Genomic DNA, 21438 nt, shown 5'->3' on the forward strand with positions numbered 1-21438 from the left:
AAACGCGCCCCTGCAGCAAGAGAAAAACGCCAAATGCGGCCGCAACCATAGGGCCACGACCGCCACATCGATTGTTCGTCGGCGAATGTGCGCGCGGGAAACGGTGCGTGCCGCTTCCCCACCCCGCGCTGCGCCAACCGAGAGACTTACTCGGCCGCGTCGGCGGTCGGCTTCGTCGTGGTCTTGGTCTCTTCGCCGCGACGATCGCGACGCTCGGCGATGCGGGCGGACTTACCGCGACGGCCACGCAGATAGTAGAGCTTCGCGCGACGGACCTTACCGCGGCGAACCACGTCGACCGATTCGATCATCGGGGAGAACACCGGGAAGACGCGCTCGACGCCCTCGCCGTAGGAGATCTTGCGAACCGTGAAGTTCTCGTGCAGCCCCGCTCCGGCGCGCGCGATGCAGACGCCCTCGAAGGCCTGGACACGGGTGCGCGTACCTTCGGTCACGCGAACGTTGACGCGAACCGTATCGCCCGGCTGGAAAGGCGGCAGAACACGCTGCGCCTCGATGGTCGCCATCTGCTCGCGTTCGATCTCTTCGATGACGTTCATGACAATCTACCTTCTCACTCAATTCGTTCACGAGCGCGGCGCCGTCGCCGTGTTGCAGGCGCGAATGGCAGCGATATCTCTCGGGAAAAACAGGACGACGGGTCTACACCGAAGTGCGCCCAATGTCGATCCTTTCGAGATAGCGATTTCTGAACGGCAAAATCAAGGGCACATCGGCGAAAATATTGCGCCAACGCCCGGCCCGGCCACCACCGTGCCGTTCAAGCCGCACTTTCTCGCCCTTTCGGCGAGCCCAACGGCGCGCGAGAAGGTATCAGCCCACCGGGCGTTCGTCGGAAATCACCTTGCCATCATTGGGTAGGCTGCCCGCCGCCACGATCTCGACCTCCCCGCCGAGCTTGGTCACGTCGCGCAACGTCTCAGTGAGTCGCTCCTTTAGGCCCGGCGCGGCGTCCGCTTCCACCGACAGCGTCATAACGTCCCGTTCGCCGGCGCGGGAAACCACCAGCCGGACGCGACCGAGCTCGGGATGCCGCTTGGCGATCTGGTCGAGCTGCGTCGGGTCGACGAACATGCCCTTCACCTTCGTGCGCTGGTCGGCGCGCCCCATCCAGCCCTTGATCCGCACGCCGGTGCGACCACACGGGCTCGGGCCAGGCAGGATGGCGGAGAGATCTCCGGTCGCGAATCGGATCAGCGGATAGCTCGGCGACAACCGCGTCACCACCACCTCGCCGACCTCGCCGTCGGGCACCGGATCACCGGTCCCCGGCCGCAGGATCTCCACGATCACGTCTTCGTTGATGATGAGCCCCTCGCGCGCCTCGCTCTCATAGGCCACGACGCCGAGCTCCGCCGTCGTATAGGCCTGCAGCACCGCGACGCCGCGCGAATCGAGATCGGCGCGCAAGGAAGCCGGTAGCGCGGCACCGGAAACCAGTCCGTGCCGGAGGGAAGACAGATCGAGACCGAGCTCGTCCGCCTTGTCCAGCAGCACTTTCAGGAAGTCGGGCACGCCGCAATAGAAGGGCGGCTTCAGCGCCGCGATCGTCTGCACCTGCTGCTCGGTGTTGCCGATGCCGGCGGGGATCACAGTCGCGCCGAGCGCCCGCGCGCCCTCGTCCAGAATCCAGCCTCCGGGAGTCAGGTGATAGGAGAAGGCGTTGTGGACCATTTCGTCCTTGCGCAGGCCGGCCGCGTAAAGCGCCCGCGCAGCATTCCACGGATCGGGACCAATGCCTTGCGGCTCGTGGATCGGCCCCGGCGACACGAACACGCGAACGAGTGCACTGTCGGGCGCGGCAACAAGACCGCCGAAGGGCGGGTCTTCCGCCTGTAACGCGGTGAGGTCACTCTTGCGCAACACCGGCAGAGCGGCAAGCGCCGCCCGGCTTTCCACAGCGAGCGTGTCGTAGCCTTCGAGCAGACGTCGCCAGCCGGGCGCGTTGTGGACGCCGTGGCGCACCAGCGCCGCGAGCCGCCGCATCAGGTCGCCTTCGCGCGCTTCCGGATCCTGGGTCTCGCGATCGTCGAAATGGTCGCTCATTCCGCTCCTCCCTATTCTGCCCGGCTAGCGGTTTGATCTTGGCGCAATCGCGAACGGAAAACCGGTACCCGCTTTTCCTGCGATTAGCGGTCTTCCCTCGACGCAATCACGAATGGAAAACCGGTACCCACTTTTCCTGCGATTAGCGGTCTTCCCTCGACGCAATCGCGAACGGAAAACCGGTACCCACTTTTCCTGCGATTGCTTAGGAAAGCCACCGCTTGCGGCGCTTGTAGTGTTTGACGTTGCGGAAAGAACGCCGCCCCTCCCCGCCGACGCCCAGATAGAACTCCTTCACGTCCGCATTCTCGCGCAGCGCCGTTGCGTCGCCATCCATCACGATCCGGCCGGATTCCAGGATGTAGCCGTAGGTCGCATAGCGCAGCGCGATATTGGTGTTCTGCTCGGCGAGCAGGATCGAGACGCCCTCGTTGGCATTGAGCGACTTCACGATCTCGAAAATCTCTTCCACGAGCTGGGGCGCGAGCCCCATCGACGGCTCGTCGAGCAGGATCATTTTCGGCCGCGACATCAGCGCCCGACCGATGGCGCACATCTGCTGCTCGCCGCCGGAGGTGTAGCCGGCCATGGACGACCGCCGCTCCTTCAGCCGCGGAAAGTAGGCGTAGACCATGTCGAGATCGTCGCGGACGTTGCCGCGCCCGTCGCGTCGGGTATAGGCGCCAGTCAGGAGATTTTCCTCGATGGTGAGATGGCCGAAGCAATGGCGGCCCTCCATCACCTGGATGCAGCCCCGCGTGACCAGCCCGTTCGGCGACAGAGCCTCCACCCGCTCGCCGGCAAACTGGATCGAGCCCTTGGTCACCTCGCCGCGTTCCGCCCTGAGCAGATTGGAAATCGCCTTCAAGGTCGTGGTCTTGCCGGCCCCGTTAGCCCCAAGCAGCGCGACGACGCCGCCGGTCGGGACCGTTAGCGAAACGCCCTTGAGCACCAGAATCACATGGTCGTAGATCACCTCGATGTTGGACACTTCCAGGATCGGCGAGGCAGCGGCCGGCGCCGAAGCCACGTCCGGGGCGAGATCCGAACTCACAACCATGGGACATCCTCCTCACTCTGCGCCCGCGCGGAGCGAACCGCGGGCGCAGCCGAGCCGGGTCCGCGCGCGTCCTTGTGCGGAGCGACCGCGCAGGACAGGCCGTCGCATCCGGCCGTTGGATCGTCCGCCAGACGGAGCAACAGGGCGTTCAGAGTCTCAGCCGTCGCACCGAACATGGGCGCATGGCCGCCCGCCTCCAGGCCGAAGAAGCGACAGTCCGCCAGACGCCCGCACATCGCCCTGGTGCCATCGAAATCGACCTCGCCGTCGTCCTTCGCCATCACAATCGCAACCGCCCGGTCAATCCCGTCGACCGACGGTGCGACAGCATCCGCGTAGTCGAAAAGCTGAAGAACGGCGTCCGGCACGATGAAGAAGAAGATGGCCTGGGCATAGATCTCCTCCACGGCCTTGCGGTCGTTGCGCTTCGGGTTCGGCGTCTTGCAGCCGAACTCCACGATATCGCAGTAGGCCGACCACACCCGGAAGGCTTCAAGCTCCAGCGCCGTTGTCCTGGTATTCGCGATGATGTCGATCGCCGGCGCCAGGAGAAGGACGGTCGCGCTCTCGGGGATCGTTCCCTGCGCGACCAGATCTGTGACCAACGCTCCACCGAAAGAATGGCCGATCACGACCACCTCGTCGTAGTTTTTCATGCGCGCGGCCATCCGATCGGCCAGATCGGCACGGATCGCGTCCGCATCGAACGCCGCGAAGCGTTCCAGCGTCCGGCCATGGTAGGCAAGCAGCGGCGCCCAGAGATCGGCATCGGTGTTATCGGCGAAGGCATCGAAGATCGGCGCCATGGTCATCGGCGAGGCCCCGAAGCCGTGGACCAGCACGACCAGACGATCGGACCCGCGCTCCAACAGCCGCTCGCGCGCCTTGGCGATGATGCCATCCGCACCGAAGTCGTTGTGGTGACGATGGATGCGCTCCGCGTTCCACTCATAAATCCACCCGGTTCCCAGAAAGACGGCGACCACGACGATGGCGGAAATCACAACGCGGCGGACTGTCCGCCAGGTCCGGTGTGCCAAAGCCCCAACCCTTCGAATGATGTATCGAGGCTTGGAGACTACCACCCGACGCGACGGAACCGATAGCGATCCCGGCGCGCCAGACAGGCCGTGGCCCGGCCGCACGCGACTTGGGCCACGGCTGATCCGATCGCGCTACTGAGCGCAGGGCTCGGAGCGCTCGGGCCATGGCTGGTTGGAGGCCACATACTCCTCCGCCGCCTTCACCAGCATCGGTCGAACCACCTCCTTCATCGGCGGGAACCAATCCGACACCTTCTGCCAGTTCTCGCCATCCCACTGCTGGATGTAGAGGTCGTTCTCGCCAGAATGGTCGGAGCAGGTGAGCTTCAGCGGCGACATGAAGCCGTCGAGGCCGGCCTCCTTCAGCCGTTCCGCCGTGATGTTCAGGTTCTCCAGGCCGACCCGCATGTCGGACGCGTCGATCATGGTCTTTCCGGTCATCTCCTGAGCGGTGCGGATCGCCTCCGCCATCAGGAAGGAGTTCAAGACGCCACGGTTGTAGAGATTCTCGCCGACCCGCGCCTTGTCGGATACCTGGCTCATGCCCTTGTCCACCACATAGGTCAGGATGTCCTGGATGGCGGGATAGTCGGCACCCACCCCATGGAAATTCAGCGTCTTGAAGCCTTTCGCGCTGTCGCCCGCAGGACGGACGTCATCCTCGCCGGGCCACCAGACCGAGACGAACTTGTCCATCGGGAACCGGATCTTCGCCGCTTCCTTCACTCCGGTCGGGTTCATGGCGCCCCAGCCCCACATGATCATGTAGTCCGGCCGGTCGCGCCGCACGTTCAGCCATTGCGACGACTGGTTCTGCATCTGGTCGACGGGAACCGGATACTGGGTCAGCGTGAAGCCGTAGTCCTTGGCGAACTGTTCAAGCAGCGGGATCGGCTCGCGACCATAGCCGGCGTCCAGGAAGATGTAGCCGATCTTCTTCCCCTTCAGGTTGGAGAGATCCCCGCCTTCCTGCTCGGCGATATACTTGATGATCGCAGACGCGGCATCCCAATAGGTGTCCGGCGGATTGAAAACCCAGGGGAACACTTCGCCATCGGCCGCCGCCGACAGGCCGTAGGCCATCGACAGCACCGGGATCTTGTCGACCGCCGCCTTCGGAATGAGCTGCAAGGTGATGCCCGTGGACCAGGGATTGTAGATCAGAGGATCCTGATTCTTTGTGCTTTCGTAGCACTCGACGCCCTTTTGCGTGTTGTAGCCGGTCTCGCATTCCTCGATCTTGATCTTGACCCCGCCGACGCCACCGTCGCGCTCGTTCAGCATGTTCAAATAGTCATGCATGCCGTTGGCGACGGGAATGCCGGACCCGGCGAACGGTCCGGTCCGGTAGGTCAAAAGCGGAATGAAGAGCTCGCCGTCCTGCGCCTCAGCGGCCGGGGCGGCGAGGCCCGTAAAGGCAACGGCGGCTATTGCCGCGCCGGCAAGCACGGTCCTTTTGGATATCATCCTGTTCCTCCCTGCTGCGGGATGTTTCCGCAAGCTCGTTTTCGACTGGAACTCGTTGGCGGTCCCATCGCTCGATCTTAAGTGCAGTGTCAGCCATTGCAAGCCGACGTTGCTAACGCCAACCAGGGCGGCCGGCCGAATTCGCGTAGAAATTCCTCAGTAAGGGAACGGCCAGACCCGAAGCTTCTGCTTGAGGATCTGCCACATGCGCGCCAGGCCGTGCGGCTCCACGATCAGCACGGCCACGATCAGCGCGCCCACGACCACGAAGTTGATGTGCTCCGTCGTTGCCGCCTCCAACGGCAGGCCGAGCGCCTCCGGCACCATCGGGATCAGGATCGGCAGGATCCAAATGAAGGCGGCCCCAAGATAGCACCCGATCAGGCTGCCGAGCCCGCCCAGGATCACCATGAACAGGATCTGGAAGGACAGGTTGATGGAGAAGGCCGAGGGCTCCGCCGCGCCGAGCCAGAAAAACACCATCATCGCGCCGGCGACGCCGCAGTAGAACGACGAAACGGCGAAGGCGAGCAGCTTGGTGGGTAGCGGCCGAACCCCGATCAGCTCCGCGGCGATATCCATGTCGCGGATCATCATGAACGATCGCCCGATCCGACCGCGCAGGAGATTCGAGGCGATCCAGGTCATGACGACGACGATCGCCAGCACCGCGAAATAGCGCGGCAGCGCGCCGGCCGCTGGCCCCGCCAGCGTCACCCCGAAGCCGGTGCGGGTTGCCACCTCGATCGCGCCCGAGGCGTTGGAATTGTAGAGCCACGGGATGCGGATGAACGCCCATTCCAGAAAGAACTGGGCCGCAAGCGTCGCCACCGCCAGATAGAAGCCCTTGATGCGCAGGCTCGGCAGGCCGAACACTACGCCGACGGCAGCGGAAAAGAGGCCGGACGCCAAGATCCAGACCAGAATGTTGGTGTCCGGGAAGATCGAGGTGAGCTTGTAGCAGGCATACGCGCCCACCCCCATGAAGGCGCCCGTCCCCAGCGAGAGCTGACCGCAATAGCCAGTCAGGATGTTGAGCCCGATCGTCGCCAGCGTGAAGATCAGGAACGGGATCATGATGGAGTTCAGGAAGAAGTCGCCCGCCAGCAGCGGCACGCCGACGAAGGCGACGGCCAGAATGACCCCGATCCCGATCCGGTCCTGGCGGATCGGAAACACCGCCATGTCGGCGGCATAGCTCGTCTTGTATTGCCCGGCCTCGCGGTAGAACATCGATCAGATCCTCTCGATGATGCGTTCGCCGAACAGGCCCTGCGGTCGCACCAGCAGGAAGGCGAGGGCGATGATGTAGGCGAGCCAGCCTTCGATGCCGCCGCCGACCAGCGGACCCCAGTAGATCTCCCCGATCTTCTCGCCGATCCCGATCACCAGCCCGCCCACGATGGCGCCGGGGATCGAGGTAAGCCCGCCGAGAATGATCACCGGCAGCGCCTTGAAGGCGACGATCTGCAGCGCAAACGACACGTCGGAGCGCGCGCCCCACATGATGCCGGTGACGAGCGCCACGATGCCGGCGGCGAACCAGACGATGACCCAGATCTGATTGAGAGAAATGCCCACCGACAGCGCCGCCTGGTGATCGTCGGCGACGGCGCGCAGCGCGCGTCCGATGCGCGTTTTGGAAAAGAAGAAGCCAAGCGCCGCCACCATCACGATCGCGATCACCGCGGCGGCGATATCGATGTGCTGCAGGATCAGAAAGCCGCCGGCCACATCGAAATCCGACGAGCCGGTCGGCAAGAGAAGCTCTTCCGTGACCATCGTTTTCGGCTCGCCGCCGAAGATCAGTTCGCCCAGCCCGATCAAGAAATAGGTCAGCCCGATCGTCGCCATGAACAGGATGATGTCGGGCTGGTTGACCAGCGGCCTCAGCACCATGCGTTCAATGCCGACGGCGAGCACGAACATGATTGCGACGCACACCACGAGCGACAGCAGCGCCGGAACGCCAAGGGCCGTCAGGCCGACCAGCGACAGCGCGGCGAACACCACCATGATGCCTTGGGCGAAGTTCAAGACGCCGGAGGCCTTGAAGATCAGGACGAAGCCGAGCGCGATCAGCGCGTAGAGCACGCCGGACACGAACCCTTCCCACAGCACCTGCAGGAAAAAATCCGGCGCCTGCACCATCTGCACGAACGGATCGATGAAGACGAGATAGAGGGTTTCCATCCGGCTAGCTTTCCACCTCCATCTCGTCGTTTGCTCTGGCGTCGCCCCCGCCGATCGAAAAAGCCGTCATCCGTGCGACACCCCCAAATAGGCGTCGATGACGTCCTGGTTGGCCCGCACCTCGTCCGGCGGCCCGTCGCCGATCTTCTTGCCGTAGTCGAGCACGACGACGCGGTCGGAGATGTCCATCACGACGCCCATGTCGTGCTCGATCAGCGCGATCGTGGTGCCGAACTGCTGGTTCACATCGAGTATGAAGCGGGACATGTCCTCCTTCTCCTCCAAGTTCATGCCGGCCATCGGCTCGTCCAGGAGAAGAAGGCGCGGCTCCATGGCAAGCGCACGCCCGAGTTCCACCCGCTTCTGCAACCCGTAGGGCAGCTTGCCCACCGGGGTCTTGCGGATATGCTGGATCTCCAGAAAGTCGATGATCTCCTCGACGCGCTTGCGGTGCGCGATCTCTTCGTTGAGCGCCGGGCCGAACCGGAGCGCCTGCCAGAAGAAGTTCCGCCGCATCATCAAGGTCCGCCCGGACATGATGTTGTCGAGGGTCGTCATGCCGCGAAACAGCGCGACGTTCTGAAACGTGCGCGCGACGCCGGAGCGGGCGGCTTCGTGCGGACGCATGCGCCGGCGCACCTTTCCCTCGAAAGTGATGGTGCCTTCCTGGGGATGATAGAAACCGTTGATGACGTTGAGCATCGACGTTTTGCCGGCGCCGTTCGGGCCGATGATGGCCCGGATCTCGCCTTGGCGGATGTCGAACGAGATGTTGGAGATCGCCTTCACGCCGCCGAAGGCGAGCGAGACGTTCGCGACCTCCAAAAGCACGTCGCCGGGCACGGCCAGGCTGGTCGGCGGCATTTCGGGGCGGTCCATCACGGCAACCATCGCCACCTCCCCTATTCCGCGGCCTGAGAGAGAGGATCCGCGCCGGCCGGCGAGAACGTCTCGGCGTCGATGATCTTCACCGTCGCCTCGATCACGCCCTTGCGGCCGTCCTCGAAGGTCACCTCGGTCGCGACGAACTTCTCCGTCGAGCCGTCATAGAGGGCCTCGATCAGCGGCTGATAGCGTTCGGCGATGTAGCGCCGGCGCACCTTCTGCGTACGGGTCAGCTCGCCGTCGTCGGCATCGAGCTCCTTGTGCAGCACGAGGAAGCGGCGGATCTGAGCGGAGGCCATCATCGGCTCGTTCGCGAGGTCGCGGTTCACCTGCGCCACGTGCTCCGCCATCATCTCGTAGATGCGCGGAAGGCCGGCGAGCTCCTGGTAGCTGGCATAAGAGACGTTGTTGCGCTCAGCCCAGCTTCCCACCGCGATCAGGTCGATATTGAGGAACACGGCCACGTAGTCGCGCTCGTGCCCGAACGCGACCGCCTCCTTCACGTTCGGGAAGAATTTGAGCTTGTTTTCGATATATTTCGGCGCAAACAGGCCGCCATCGACGAGCCGGCCAACATCCTTGGCTCGGTCGATGATCTTAAGCTGGCCATCGGCGGTGAAGATGCCGGCATCGCCGGTGTGAACCCAGCCGTCCTCGGTCTTGGTCTCGCGGGTTGCCTCGTCGTTCTTGTAGTAGCCCAGGAAGACGCCGGGCGAGCGGAACATCACCTCACCGCTTTCGGCAATCTCCACCTCGACGCCGGGCGGCGGCGTGCCGACTGTCTCCGCGTCAATCGCCCCATCGGGCTGCATGGTGATGTAGACGCTTGCCTCGGTCTGCCCGTAGAGCTGCTTCAGGTTCATGCCGAGCGAGCGGTAAAAGCGGAAGATCTCCGGCCCGATCGCCTCGCCGGCCGTGTAACCGACCCGGATCCGGGTAAAGCCCATCCGGTTCTTCAACGGCCCGTAGACCAGGAGTTCGCCGAGCCGGTAGAGCAGCCGGTCGCCAAGCGGCACCTGATCGCCGTCGAGAATCCGTTCGCCGACCTTGCGCGCGTGGCGCATCAAGGCATGGAACATCCAGCGCTTGGCTGCGCTGGCATCCTCCATGCGCACCATGATCGCCGTCAGCAGCGTCTCATAGACCCGGGGCGGCGCGAAAAAATAGGTCGGCGCGATCTCGCGGCGGTCGTCGTTGACCGTCTCCGGGCTCTCCGGGCAGCAGACGCAGTAGCCGGCGACATAGCTCTGGGCATAGGAGAACATGTGGTCGCCGACCCAGGCGAGCGGCAGATAGGCGATCACCTCCTCGTCGGGACCGAACTTGTCGAAAATATTGGCATTTTGAGCCGAGATCACGAGATTGTCGTGGGAGAGCATCACCCCTTTCGGCTTGCCGGTGGTGCCGGAGGTGTAAAGCATTACGGCGAGATCCGCGCCTTTGTGGGTCGCAATGCCCCGCTCCCAGTCCTCCGCACGTCGCGGCGCGGCGGCAAGCGCGGTGTCGGCGAGCGCCTGAACGTCCTCGTAGCTCTTCAACCGGGTGTGGTCGTAGTCGCGCAAGCCTCGCGGATCGTCGTAAACGACGAGCTCGATCGTGGGCACCTCGGCCGCGATCGCGACCACCTTGTCGACCTGCTCCTGGTCCTCGCAGACGGCCGCCTTCACCTCCGCATGATCGAGGACAAAGGCCATCTCTTCGGCGACGGAATCGGCATAGACGGGGATCGGCACGCCGCCGAAAGCCTGGACGGCCGCGAAGGTCCAGTAGAGCCGGGGCCGGTTCTGGCCGACGACGGCCACCCGGTCGCCGGCACCGAGGCCAAGTTCGGTTAGCCCGATGGAAAAGCGGCGCACTTCCTGCAGCACCTGGCTCCACGTCCAGGTCTGCCAGATGCCGAGATCCTTTTCGCGCATGGCCGGACGTGCGGCCATCTCACGCGCATTGCGAACGAGAAGCTTCGGCAGCGTGTCATAGCTGCCGTCAGCGGTCGCGACCGCTCGGTTCATCCACTGTTTCCACCCTCTAGCGATCCCCGGCTTCCGTTGTCGGAATGCCTTGTCGAGACCGATCTTGTCGTTACCTTGGAGCTAAGCCGACCAGAGCGCGCAAATCAAGGGGGGTGGAAGACCATTGGTCGTCTTAGAAATCATCGGCACAGACGCACATGCTGCACCGCAAAATGCCCTTTCTCCAACGGCATGAAACGATTATGGTCGGTCCGCTTGAGCCGATTTCGCTGCAGAGAGGAAACCGCGCATGCCCGATCCGACCCCTGAGGAAATGGCGTCTGGCGATCCGTTCGGCGAATGTCGAAAACAGATCGACAAGAACTACAAGACGACCGCTCTCGTTCTGCAGGGCGGAGGTGCTCTCGGGTCCTATCAGGCCGGCGTCTATCAGGTCCTGAACGAGGCCAAGATAGACATCGATTGGGTTGCAGGCATCTCCATCGGTGCGATCAACGCGGCGATCATCGCCGGCAACCCGCCGGAGCGGCGGGTGGAACGGCTGCAAAGCTTCTGGAACCGGGTGACGAGCGGCATCAACTGGCCGCACATTCCCGACGGCGACGATATCCGGGCCGCCTACAATCAGGTCGCCTCCATGGCGGTTATGGCGTTCGGGGTGCCGGGCTTCTTCCAGCCTCGCCTGCCGACGCCGCACTTCCACCCCGCCGGATCGACCGCCGCGCTCAGCTACTATGATACCACTGCGCTGAAGCACACGCTCGAGGATCTGGTCGATTTCGACTATCTGAACAACGGCCCGGTGCGCCTGTCGGTTGGCGCGGTGAACGTGCGTAGCGGCAACTTCGCCTATTTCGACACCGCCGACCGCAAGATCGGACCGGAGCACATCATGGCGTCCGGCGCGCTCCCACCCGGCTTCCCGCCTGTGGAGATCGAAGGCGAGCTCTACTGGGACGGCGGCCTCGTCTCCAACACGCCACTCTCCTACATCATCGATTCCGGCAAGTACGATCGCACCCTGGTGTTTCAGGTCGACCTGTTCAGCGCCCGCGGTCCGCGGCCGCGCAACCTCCAGGACATCTCGGAGCGGGAGAAGGACATCCGATTCTCCAGCCGGACCCGTCTCAACACCAACATGTTCCGCCGCATCCAAGAGGCGCGCCAGGCGGTGAGCAAGCTGCTCGACTCACTGCCCGATGAGCTGAGAGAAAGTCCGGAGGCCAAACGGCTCAAGTCGTTCGGTCTGAAGGCGAGCGTCAACGTCTTCCACCTGATCTACCGGCGCAAGCTCTACGATCAGGCGTTCAAGGACTACGAGTTCTCGCGCAACACCATGGTCGACCACTGGAAGACCGGCGCCTCGACCATGCGCCGTACGCTGCGCCACACCGACTGGTTCGATCCGCCGGATCCGGAGGTCGGGTTCGTCACCCACGACGTCGACCGGGAAGCGGAAGACTGAGACGTTTGCGCGTTGCGGCGGGCCTCAGAGGCCGCCTAACAAGGGCGGCACGATCCGGGTCCGCACGCTTATTTGGACAGCCTTTCGCCCTCGCGTTCTTCTCAGCGGAGCTCAACCATGATCAGCGAAGACACCATCCGAAGCAAAGCCTTCGCGATGCCCTTTACCTCGCCCGCTTTTCCCAAGGGGCCCTACCGGTTCACGAACCGCGAGTTCTTCATCGTCACCTACCGGACCGACCCTGAAGCGCTTGCCCAGGTGGTGCCGGCGCCGCTGGAGATCGCCGAGCCGATCGTGAAATACGAGTTCATCCGCATGCCGGACTCCAACGGCTTCGGCGACTACACCGAGTCCGGCCAGGTGATCCCGGTCACCTACAAGGGACAAAAGGGCGCCTACGTCCACTCCATGTACCTGGACGACGGCCCGCCGATCCTGGGCGGTCGCGAGCTCTGGGGCTTTCCGAAAAAGTACGCCAAGCCAACCATGCAGGTCTTCAAGGAGACGCTTGTGGGCACGCTCGATTTCGGGCCGGTCCGCGTCTGCACGGCCACCATGGGCTACAAGCATGCCGACCTGGCGGAAGCCGACGTCATGCCGTCGCTGACGGCGCCGAACTTCCTCCTGAAGATCGTGCCGCATGTCGACGGCACCGCCCGCGTCTGCGAGCTGGTGAAGTACCACATGACCGACATCGTCTTCAAAGGTGCCTGGACCGGACCGGCCTCGATCGAGCTGGCGCACCATGCACTGGCGCCGGTTGCCAGCCTGCCGGTGGTCGAGGTGCTGGGTGCGACCCACATCCTCTCCGACCTGACCCTTGGACTCGGCGAAGTCGTCCACGACTATCTGGCCTGATACCGAAAGGTGCGGCGCCGGATAGACCTCCGGCGCCGCGGTTTCTATCGTGCCTGCCCGATATCGATCCGGTTGCCGTCCGGGTCGGCGAGGACGAAGGCCCTGAGGCCAAAGTCCTTATCCTTCAAGCCCTTGACGATCCGCACCCCGTTTTCCTGACAGAGCGCGTGCAGCGCGTCGACGTCCTCCACCATCATATGGGCGACGTTGAACGGGCCGCCCTTGTGGTCGCGGTGGAGCGTGAGGTGAAGTTCGGCGGCGTCGCGGCGCAGAATCACGAAGCCCACCGGGCTGCCGTTCTCAAACACCTTCTGAAACCCCAGGACGTCGACATAGAACGCCAGAGCGCGGGCCATATCGCTCACGGGCACCGTGGCGGCGATCCGTCCGAACCGGATGGAATGGGGGGTGTCGTGGGACATCTCACGTCTCCTCGCAGATCCTGCCCCGCCGCGCCGGACGGTGCCGGACAAGACGAGCGGATCCAGGTTGGGTGCGCGAGACGGTGCTCACGGGAATCTTGTCGCGAATCGGACAAACCGATTGAGTTCACAAGCTACGGCATTAGAGGGCGCTTTCCGCGCAAATCCCGGAGGGAAAACCGGTTCCCACTTTTCCTGAGATTGCTCCTGCGAAGCCAGCGGACGACCGTCCGCCGGCCGGTCAGGCCGCCTACCCGAAGCCGGTGAGCGCAAGCGAACTCGGCGTGAGGAGCAAAAATTAGAGCTCCAGCGCGTCGAGGCCAGCTTCCAGATAATCGGCCAGGAGCGGCATCGCCATCAGATAGGTTGCCGTCGGCCCTTCCGCGCGCGCCTGCGCCTCCGAGCGCGCCTGCTCGAACTCGGAGGCCTCGAAGTCGCCGCGACCGATCCAGGTGATGGCCACCAAATCGGCGGACTCATCGACATTCAAATCGTCGATAAGCTCCTTAAGCTCCTCTTCGGTAAGGTTGGCTTCCTCTTCTTCTTCCAACCCATCGTGGGCGTGGCTGCGCTCCAGCGTGTCGGGATCGAACTCGGTGTCGTGCTCGCCACCATCGGCGTAAGTATCGCTCACCTCGGTCGCGATCGTCCGCGCCTTCTCGATGACGCTGCGGACGGTGTCGGGAGAAAGCGTCAGCTCGACGGGCATCTCGGTGTCCTTTCGCTGGCCTGCATCGCGGCGGTCCGGAGCGCTCCCCGAACCGTCACGGGCGATTCTGATCTCTTGGAGCCGAAGGACGCCGGAAAGCCGGCTTCCGCGCCGCCCCCGAACCGCTCGATCGGTCTCCTCACGCCTGACAGATTGCAGGCTGTTGGCGCGCTGGCAAGCGGCAAGCCGATCTCAGTCGCAAGAGGCGGTGTCGCAGATCGCGGCTTGACCGTCCACCGGCGACGGACTAGGTAACCAAGTCCACCGATCCTGAGCGATCACCGAGACCCGCCGACCGGGACCAGATCCCGGAGGCCACCACCCGCCAGCGATGCTCGCTCGCGGGTGCGTTTCGCGTTGTTCGGGCATGGTTCGGCGAGAGGACGATTGCGAGGAGCGATGTTCGAAAGCCTAAGCGACCGCTTAAGCGGTATCTTCGACCGCCTGACCCGGCGCGGCGCCCTGTCGGCCGAGGACGTCGACGCGGCTCTGCGCGAGATCCGGCGTGCGCTGTTGGAGGCGGACGTGGCCCTCGAGGTCGTCCGGCCGTTCGTCGAGCGCGTCAAGGAGAAGGCCGTCGGCGTCGAGATCGTCCGCTCCGTCACGCCCGGCCAGATGGTCGTCAAGATCGTCCACGACGAGCTGGTCGCCACGCTCGGCGAAGAGGCTGTGCCGATCGACCTCAACGCGCCGCCGCCGGTGGCCGTGATGATGGTCGGCCTGCAGGGCTCGGGCAAGACGACCACCACCGCCAAGATCGCCAAACGCTTCACCACGCGCGACAAGCGCAAGGTGCTGATGGCCTCGCTCGACACCCGCCGCCCCGCCGCCATGGAGCAGCTCAAGGTGCTCGGCGAGGAGAACGGCATCGAGACGCTCAAGATCGTGCCGGGCCAGACGCCGACCCAAATCGCGGAGCGCGCTCTGACCGCCGCCCGCCTCGGCGGCTATGACGTCGTCATTCTCGACACCGCCGGCCGTCTGCATGTGGACGAGCAGTTGATGCACGAGATGGCCGACATCAAGCGCATCGCGAACCCGCACGAGATCCTGCTGGTCGCCGATGCCCTCACCGGCCAGGACGCCGTCAAGGTCGCCCGCTCCTTCGACGAGCGCGTCGGCGTTACCGGTATCGTGCTGACCCGTGTCGACGGCGACGGCCGCGGCGGCGCGGCGCTCTCCATGCGCGCCGTCACCGGCAAACCGATCAAGCTGATCGGCGTCGGCGAGCGCGCGGACGCGTTGGAGGACTTCTATCCCAAGCGGATCGCCGACCGAATCCTGGGCATGGGCGACATCGTCAGCCTGGTGGAAAAGGCGGCGGCCAACGTCGATCAGGAACAGGCCATGGCGATGGCCAAGAAGCTGCAGAAGGGCGGCTTCGACCTGGAAGACCTGAAGAACCAGCTCAAGCAGATGGAAAAGCTGGGCGGCCTGTCCGGGCTGATGGGCATGATGCCGGGCGTGGGCAAGGCGCGCAAACAGATGGAAGCCGCCGGCGTCGACGACAAGATCATCAAGCGCCAGGTCGCCATCATCAATTCCATGACCGCCCAGGAGCGCCGCAAGCCGGAGCTTTTGAAGGCAAGTCGCAAGAAGCGCATCGCCGCCGGCTCCGGCACCCGCGTCGAGGAGGTCAACAAGCTCCTCAAGATGCACCGCCAGATGTCCGACATGATGAAGTCCATGGGTAAGAAGAAGGGCCTGCTCTCCTCCATGATGGGCGGTGGCGGCATGCCCAACATGGACCCGGCGGAGCTGGAAAAAATGGCCAAGGAAGGCGGCCTGCCCGGCGGTGGCGCCGGCGGCGGCATGCCTCCCGGACTGCCGCCGATGCCGGGCGGCTTCCCCGGCGGCGCCGGCGGTTTGCCGGGCTTGCCCGGTGGCGGACGCGGCCAGCAGAAATTCAAGTTCAAGAAACGCTGAGCGGACTGAGGAAGAGAGGGAAACCGGTTTCCCGCCCCCTCTGTAAGCGACATCCAAAGCCCGCTCTCTAAGAGAACCGAACAACCGACACGACTGAAGAGCAAGAAAAGGACACCTTATGCCTCTGAAGATCCGTCTTTCCCGCGGCGGCGCCAAGAAGCGTCCGTACTATCGCATCGTCATCGCCGACGCCCGCTCGCCGCGCGACGGCCGCTTCCTGGAGAAGGTCGGCACCTTCAATCCGCTGCTGCCGAAGGACCATCCGGAGCGCTTCACCCTGGTGGAAGAGCGCGTAAAGCATTGGCTTGAGGCCGGCGCCCAGCCGACCGATCGCGTGCTGCGCTTCCTGGATGCCGCCGGCATCAAGAGCCGTCCGACCCGTCAGAACCCGAAGAAGGGTGAGCCGGGCAAGAAGGCCCAGGAGCGCATCGAGGCTCGCCGCCAGGCTGAGGCCGAAGCCGCCGAAGCGGCTGCCGCTCCGGCCGAGGCTGCGCCCGCCGAGGAAGCCGCGGCCGAGTAACCGGCCGTCGTTCTCGTCCAGGGCCTGTTGATGTGGCAGGCAGCGCCATGAGCAAGCGGCCGTCTCGTCCCCGCACGCAATCGAAGGCGCGTCCGCGAGAGCGGAAGGGGCCGGCAGTCGATCCGTCCACCTATGTGGCGCTCGCTGAGATCGGGGCGCCGCATGGGATTCGCGGGTCGGCCCGGATTCGCTTGTTCGGCGAGGACCCCGCGCTTCTTCTGGAGCGCGGGCCATTGCTGCTTGGTGACGGCCGTGAACTGCGGCTCGTTGCCCTGGAACCACAGGGGTCGCGCATGACCGCACGCTTCGAAGGCGTTCCCGACCGAACGGCCGTGGAAGCGCTTCGCGGCGAAAGGTTGTGGTTGCCCCGCTCCGCCTTGCCGGAGCTGGAGGACGAGGACACCTTCTATCACGTGGACCTGATCGGACTGGCCGTGGTCGACACCGACGGCGAGGCGATCGGGCGCGTGCGGACGATCCAGGACTTTGGCGCCGGCGACCTGATCGAGGTCGAACGGGCTGACAAGCCCAGCGTGTTCGTCCCGTTCACGCTTGCCTGCGTGCCCACGGTCGACCTGAAGGCCGGCCGCCTGGTGGTCGAACCGCCGGTGGGCCTTCTGGAAGACGCGCCCCCAGAGGACGAGGCCGACGGCGAGGGAGACCACTCCTGAGCTTCCGCGCCACCGTTCTCACCCTGTATCCGCAGATGTTCCCCGGCCCGCTCGGCATCTCGCTGGCCGGTCGGGCGCTCGCCGACGGCACCTGGTCGCTCGACCCGGTCGACATTCGCGACTTCGCGAACGACCGCCACCGCACCGTGGACGACACACCGGCCGGCGGCGGTCCCGGCATGGTTATGCGCGCCGACGTGCTCGCCCGCGCCATCGATGCGGTGAGCCCCGCCTCCGACACGCGGCCGCGACTTCTCATGAGCCCGCGCGGCAAGCCGCTCAGCCAATCCGATGTGCGCCACTATGCCGAAACACCGGGTCTCACCATCGTTTGCGGCCGTTTCGAGGGCATAGACGAACGCGTGATCGAGGCCCGCAACCTGATCGAAGTGTCCATCGGCGACTATGTGCTCTCCGGCGGCGAGATCGCCGCGATGGTCACGCTCGACGCCATCGTCCGGCTCCTGCCGGGCGTCATGGGAGCGGCGGACTCCGCCCACGAAGAGAGCTTCGAAGACGGACTTCTGGAATATCCGCAGTATACCCGGCCGGCGCAATGGGAAGGCCGGGAGATCCCGCCGGTGCTTCTGTCCGGCGATCACGGCAAGGTCGCCCGCTGGCGGCGGGCGCAGGCCGAAGCTTTGACACGCAGGCGCCGGCCCGACCTTTTGTCCGCAACGGCGCCCCAGCCCGGCAACAAAGAAGGCTGAGCCGAAGTCCTCGCCGCCTTCCCTGCTTGAACGCGAACACGCTTTCCCCATATTTCCAAAACGAGAGCGGACGCCATCGATTGGGTCCGGTCTTTGAGAAGTCGCTTTGGAAAAAGGACTGAAAGCGCATGTCGCGTTTGACCACGTTCTCGAGCCCGTTCCTGCTCGGGTTCGACGATATCGAGCGGGTGCTCGACCGGGTGTCGAAAGCTGCCAATGACGGCTATCCGCCCTACAACATCGAACGGCTCGCCGGCGGTTCGGAGCGCGGAGACATCCTGCGCATCACGCTCGCCGTTGCGGGGTTCACCCGCGAGCAGCTTGAGATCACGCTGGAAGAAAACCAGCTCGTGATCCGCGGCCGCCAGAGCGAGGACGAGGGCGATCGCGAATTCCTGCATCGCGGGATTGCGGCGCGCCAGTTTCAACGCACCTTCGTGCTTGCCGAAGGGATCGAGATCCGCAGCGCGGAGTTGAAGGACGGTCTGTTGTCGATCGACCTGATCCGGCCGGAACCGGAGCGGATCGTCCGCAAGATCGACATCACCGCCAACGGCTAAGCACAACTCAATATTTTCCGCCGCGCAGTGCATCCCGCCACGCAGCGCCATGAATGCCTCCCGTTGCGACCGGTCGTTCGCAACGGAAGCACACTGCCCGCCGATCAGGGGGCAGACGCCGCCGGCTCATAAGGAGCGGCGCCGAACCAGTAAGGAGTATGGGTCATGAACCACGCGACCGATAATCTCGACCACAAGACCATTTCGCAACAGGCGCTCGCCCAGCTTGGTGGCGGCGAAGTCGCCTACATGAAGCCGCTCACCGGCGAAGAGGTGAAGTCGCTCTTTCCCGATGCGCCGCAGCTTTCGCCCGACCACAAGCTCTGGGCCCTGTTGGCGGCCGACGGCACGCCGATCATGCTCTCCGATTCCCGCGAGGCCGTGATCGCCAATGCCGAGCAGCACCAGCTGTTCATGGCGACGGTGCACTAGACGCTTTCCCGCTCGGATCGAAGCATCCTAGCGATAAGAAATAGCTTGAGAATCAATATCTTGACCAACGCTAGGCGAAGCGGATCCCGGTACGTCGCTGGTTTCCGCTTCGCTCGCGGCTGCGGGCCGACGGGCAAAGGTACGATGCAGCGGAGCTGTTCTGCTCGGCGCGAAATTCAATTTCCGCTCCCTCCCCCGCAAGCGGGAATCCATAGGTAGACGGCTGTCAGAACTAGGCCGAGCCCGTCCAAGCCCCGCCCGCTACACAGCCTCAAAATATGTCCAAGACCCGATGGATTCCCGCTTGCGCGGGATGAGCGGCGCCGAGGGTTCACCCTACTCCCACCACCCCGAAAAAAGCCGGGGTCCAGGGCGGATTACGCCGCTTCGGCCTGCCCCGCCGCGACGATCTCCACGATCTGGCGCATGATCTCCGACAATCGGAAATCCTTCGGGGTGTAGACCGCGGCCACCCCTTGCGCCTTCAAGGTCTCGGCGTCTTCGGTCGGGATGATGCCGCCGACGACCACGGGCACGTCGTCGAGGCCAGCCTTGCGCATGCGTTCCATCACCTCTCCCACGAGGGCGATATGGGAGCCCGACAGCACCGACAGCCCCACCACATGGACGCCTTCCTCCAGGGCGGCGTTCACGATTTCCGCCGGCGTCAGTCGGATGCCCTCGTAGACCACCTCCATACCGCAATCGCGAGCGCGCATGGCGATCTGCTCGGCGCCATTCGAATGGCCGTCGAGGCCGGGCTTGCCGACCAGGAATTTCAGCCTCCGGCCGAGCCGATCGGAGACCGCATCCACCTCGGCGCGGATTTCGGCGAGCTCCTCGCTGGACGAACGCGCAGCCTGGCCAACACCGGTCGGCGCCCGATATTCCCCGAACACCCGTCGCAGCGTCTCGCCCCACTCGCCCGTGGTCACACCGGCCTTGGCGCAGGAGATCGACGGCTCCATCACGTTGCGGCCTTCGCGGGCAGCGGCCTCCAGCTCGGCCAGCGTGCGGGCGACGGCCAGTTCGTCCCGGCTCGCCCGCCAGGCGTTCAGGCTCTCCACCGCCTCCGCTTCCACCGTCTCAGGCACCGTCAACACCGCACCCGCCCCCGTGGTGAGCGGCGACGGCTCGGTCTCGGTGTAGCGGTTGACGCCGACCACGACCTGATTGCCCTTTTCGATTGCGGCGAGCCGTTTGCCGTTGGATTCCACCAGTTGCTGCTTCATGTAGCTGGATTCGATCGCGGCGACCGCGCCGCCCATGGCATCGATCCGGGCCAACTCCTCCTTGGCGGCCGTCTTCAGCGCCTCCACCTTGGCCTCGACCACGACGGAGCCGTCGAACAGATCGCCATATTCCAGAAGGTCGGTCTCGTAAGCGAGGATCTGCTGGGCCCTGAGGCTCCACTGCTGGTCCCAGGGACGCGGCAGACCAAGCGCCTCGTTCCACGCCGGGAGCTGCACGGCACGCGCCCGCGCCGTCTTGGAGAGAGTAACGGCCAGCATCTCCAACAGGATGCGATAGACGTTGTTTTCCGGCTGGCTTTCCGTCAGGCCAAGCGAGTTCACCTGCACGCCATAGCGAAAGCGGCGATATTTCGGATCCTCGACGCCGTAGCGGGTCTCGCAGATCTCGTCCCAGAGCTCCACGAACGCCCGCATCTTGCAGATCTCGGTCACGAACCGCATGCCCGCGTTGACGAAGAAGGAGATCCGCCCGACCGCTTGGGGAAACTCCTCTTTCGGGATCGCGCCGGAGTCGCGCGCCGCATCGAGCACGGCGATCGCGGTCGCCAGCGCGAAGGCGAGCTCCTGGGTCGGCGTCGCGCCGGCCTCCTGCAGATGATAGGAGCAGACGTTGATCGGATTGAATTTCGGCGCCTCGCGTCCGGTCCAGGAAATCACGTCGGTGATCAACTTCAGCGACGGTGCCGGCGGAAACACATAGGTGCCGCGCGAGAGATATTCCTTGATGATGTCGTTCTGGGTGGTGCCGGTGAGTTTCGCCCGCTCCGCCCCGGTTTCGTCGGCCACCGCCACATACAACGCCAGCAGCCAGGCCGCCGTCGCGTTGATGGTCATCGACGTGTTCATCTGGTCGAGCGGGATCTGATCGAACAGGACACGCATGTCGCCGATATGGGCGATCGAGACGCCCACCTTGCCGACTTCGCCGCGTGCCAGCGCGTGGTCGGGATCGTAGCCGGTCTGGGTCGGCAGGTCGAACGCAACCGACAGGCCCGTCTGCCCCTTGGCCAGGTTCGACCGGTAGAGCGCGTTCGACGCCTTGGCCGACGAATGGCCCGCATAAGTGCGGAAGATCCACGGCTTGTCCCGCGCCCCGGCGGTGTCGTTCACGCCGCTCATTTGACATCCCTCCCTCAATCGACGGAAAGCCGGGCCAATACCCGTCTTCCGCACGCGCGCGTCCGTTGTGAAGCGTGCGCCGCAGCAAATCTTGAGACAACCCGACCG

Annotated in this window: 20 protein-coding genes and 1 pseudogene; 9 read left to right on the forward strand and 12 right to left on the reverse strand. The window is 64.6% G+C overall.

The window, feature by feature from the left end:
* Nucleotides 1–218 precede the first annotated feature (218 nt).
* Nucleotides 219–560 (reverse strand): annotated as a pseudogene (gene rplS / locus HNS03_RS16495) (50S ribosomal protein L19); the annotation flags it as partial.
* Here rplS and HNS03_RS16500 point away from each other — a divergent pair.
* On the forward strand, nt 550–882 hold the full coding sequence (locus tag HNS03_RS16500) for a hypothetical protein (RefSeq protein WP_367196823.1): 333 nt from the start codon (nt 550–552) through the stop codon (nt 880–882). The pseudogene rplS and the gene HNS03_RS16500 sit on opposite strands and share 11 nt — an antisense overlap.
* Here the strand turns inward: HNS03_RS16500 and HNS03_RS16505 are convergent.
* From HNS03_RS16505 to HNS03_RS16540, 8 genes are all read right to left on the reverse strand, one after another.
* A complete protein-coding gene (locus tag HNS03_RS16505; protein WP_367196824.1) occupies nt 835–2067 on the reverse strand; it encodes a phenylacetate--CoA ligase family protein in 1233 nt (410 codons plus the stop codon). The two genes, HNS03_RS16500 and HNS03_RS16505, sit on opposite strands and share 48 nt — an antisense overlap.
* 205 nt (nt 2068–2272) lie before the next feature.
* A complete protein-coding gene (locus tag HNS03_RS16510; protein WP_367196826.1) occupies nt 2273–3127 on the reverse strand; it encodes an ABC transporter ATP-binding protein in 855 nt (284 codons plus the stop codon).
* Nucleotides 3118–4167 (reverse strand): alpha/beta hydrolase, encoded by a 1050-nt coding sequence (locus HNS03_RS16515; RefSeq protein ID WP_367196828.1) that lies wholly within the window; start codon nt 4165–4167, stop codon nt 3118–3120. The genes HNS03_RS16510 and HNS03_RS16515 overlap by 10 nt, the downstream gene beginning before the upstream one ends.
* 135 nt (nt 4168–4302) lie before the next feature.
* Nucleotides 4303–5637 carry an ABC transporter substrate-binding protein gene (locus HNS03_RS16520; RefSeq protein WP_367196829.1) on the reverse strand — a complete coding sequence of 445 codons (1335 nt, stop codon included), beginning with the start codon at nt 5635–5637 and terminating at the stop codon, nt 4303–4305.
* A 156-nt stretch (nt 5638–5793) separates the two neighbouring features.
* A complete protein-coding gene (locus HNS03_RS16525) occupies nt 5794–6870 on the reverse strand; it encodes a branched-chain amino acid ABC transporter permease (protein WP_367196830.1) in 1077 nt (358 codons plus the stop codon).
* Between the two features lie 3 nt (nt 6871–6873).
* Nucleotides 6874–7830 (reverse strand): branched-chain amino acid ABC transporter permease, encoded by a 957-nt coding sequence (locus tag HNS03_RS16530; protein ID WP_367196832.1) that lies wholly within the window; start codon nt 7828–7830, stop codon nt 6874–6876.
* A 66-nt stretch (nt 7831–7896) separates the two neighbouring features.
* The gene (locus tag HNS03_RS16535; RefSeq protein ID WP_367196833.1) at nt 7897–8721 is read right to left on the reverse strand and encodes an ABC transporter ATP-binding protein; all 825 of its coding nucleotides are present in this window, start codon (nt 8719–8721) and stop codon (nt 7897–7899) included.
* An 11-nt stretch (nt 8722–8732) separates the two neighbouring features.
* The gene (locus tag HNS03_RS16540) at nt 8733–10724 is read right to left on the reverse strand and encodes an AMP-binding protein (protein ID WP_367196834.1); all 1992 of its coding nucleotides are present in this window, start codon (nt 10722–10724) and stop codon (nt 8733–8735) included.
* Between the two features lie 250 nt (nt 10725–10974).
* Here HNS03_RS16540 and HNS03_RS16545 point away from each other — a divergent pair, with 250 nt between their 5' ends.
* Both HNS03_RS16545 and HNS03_RS16550 read left to right on the forward strand, forming a co-directional pair.
* Nucleotides 10975–12150: a DUF3734 domain-containing protein gene (locus tag HNS03_RS16545; RefSeq protein ID WP_367196835.1), complete on the forward strand. Its 1176-nt coding sequence runs from the start codon at nt 10975–10977 to the stop codon at nt 12148–12150.
* A 120-nt stretch (nt 12151–12270) separates the two neighbouring features.
* The gene (locus HNS03_RS16550; RefSeq protein ID WP_367196939.1) at nt 12271–13008 is read left to right on the forward strand and encodes an acetoacetate decarboxylase; all 738 of its coding nucleotides are present in this window, start codon (nt 12271–12273) and stop codon (nt 13006–13008) included.
* A gap of 44 nt (nt 13009–13052) precedes the next feature.
* Here the strand turns inward: HNS03_RS16550 and HNS03_RS16555 are convergent, their stop codons facing one another.
* Nucleotides 13053–13430 (reverse strand): bleomycin resistance protein, encoded by a 378-nt coding sequence (locus tag HNS03_RS16555; protein WP_367196837.1) that lies wholly within the window; start codon nt 13428–13430, stop codon nt 13053–13055.
* Between the two features lie 298 nt (nt 13431–13728).
* Nucleotides 13729–14139 (reverse strand): DUF3775 domain-containing protein, encoded by a 411-nt coding sequence (locus tag HNS03_RS16560; RefSeq protein ID WP_367196839.1) that lies wholly within the window; start codon nt 14137–14139, stop codon nt 13729–13731.
* A 399-nt stretch (nt 14140–14538) separates the two neighbouring features.
* Between HNS03_RS16560 and ffh the strand changes: the two genes are divergently transcribed.
* The 6 genes from ffh (at nt 14539) to HNS03_RS16590 (ending at nt 18958) form a co-directional block, all read left to right on the forward strand.
* Nucleotides 14539–16065: a signal recognition particle protein gene (gene ffh, locus HNS03_RS16565; RefSeq protein ID WP_367196841.1), complete on the forward strand. Its 1527-nt coding sequence runs from the start codon at nt 14539–14541 to the stop codon at nt 16063–16065.
* Nucleotides 16066–16183: 118 nt separating this feature from the next.
* Entirely contained in the window at nt 16184–16585 is a 402-nt protein-coding gene (gene rpsP, locus HNS03_RS16570; protein WP_367196843.1) for a 30S ribosomal protein S16, read from the forward strand.
* A 47-nt stretch (nt 16586–16632) separates the two neighbouring features.
* A complete protein-coding gene (gene rimM, locus HNS03_RS16575) occupies nt 16633–17256 on the forward strand; it encodes a ribosome maturation factor RimM (protein ID WP_367196845.1) in 624 nt (207 codons plus the stop codon).
* Nucleotides 17253–17966 carry a tRNA (guanosine(37)-N1)-methyltransferase TrmD gene (trmD, locus tag HNS03_RS16580; protein WP_367196941.1) on the forward strand — a complete coding sequence of 238 codons (714 nt, stop codon included), beginning with the start codon at nt 17253–17255 and terminating at the stop codon, nt 17964–17966. The genes rimM and trmD overlap by 4 nt, the downstream gene beginning before the upstream one ends.
* Nucleotides 17967–18094: 128 nt before the next feature.
* A complete protein-coding gene (locus tag HNS03_RS16585; RefSeq protein WP_367196846.1) occupies nt 18095–18526 on the forward strand; it encodes an Hsp20 family protein in 432 nt (143 codons plus the stop codon).
* A gap of 165 nt (nt 18527–18691) precedes the next feature.
* Nucleotides 18692–18958, forward strand: a complete 267-nt coding sequence (locus HNS03_RS16590; RefSeq protein ID WP_367196848.1) for a DUF1150 family protein — start codon at nt 18692–18694, stop codon at nt 18956–18958.
* 377 nt (nt 18959–19335) lie between these two features.
* Here the strand turns inward: HNS03_RS16590 and HNS03_RS16595 are convergent, their stop codons facing one another.
* The gene (locus tag HNS03_RS16595; RefSeq protein ID WP_367196849.1) at nt 19336–21330 is read right to left on the reverse strand and encodes a methylmalonyl-CoA mutase family protein; all 1995 of its coding nucleotides are present in this window, start codon (nt 21328–21330) and stop codon (nt 19336–19338) included.
* Nucleotides 21331–21438: the final 108 nt, after the last annotated feature.

The organism is Amorphus sp. 3PC139-8, from assembly GCF_040750475.1.
Taxonomy (GTDB): Bacteria; Pseudomonadota; Alphaproteobacteria; order Rhizobiales; family Amorphaceae; genus Amorphus.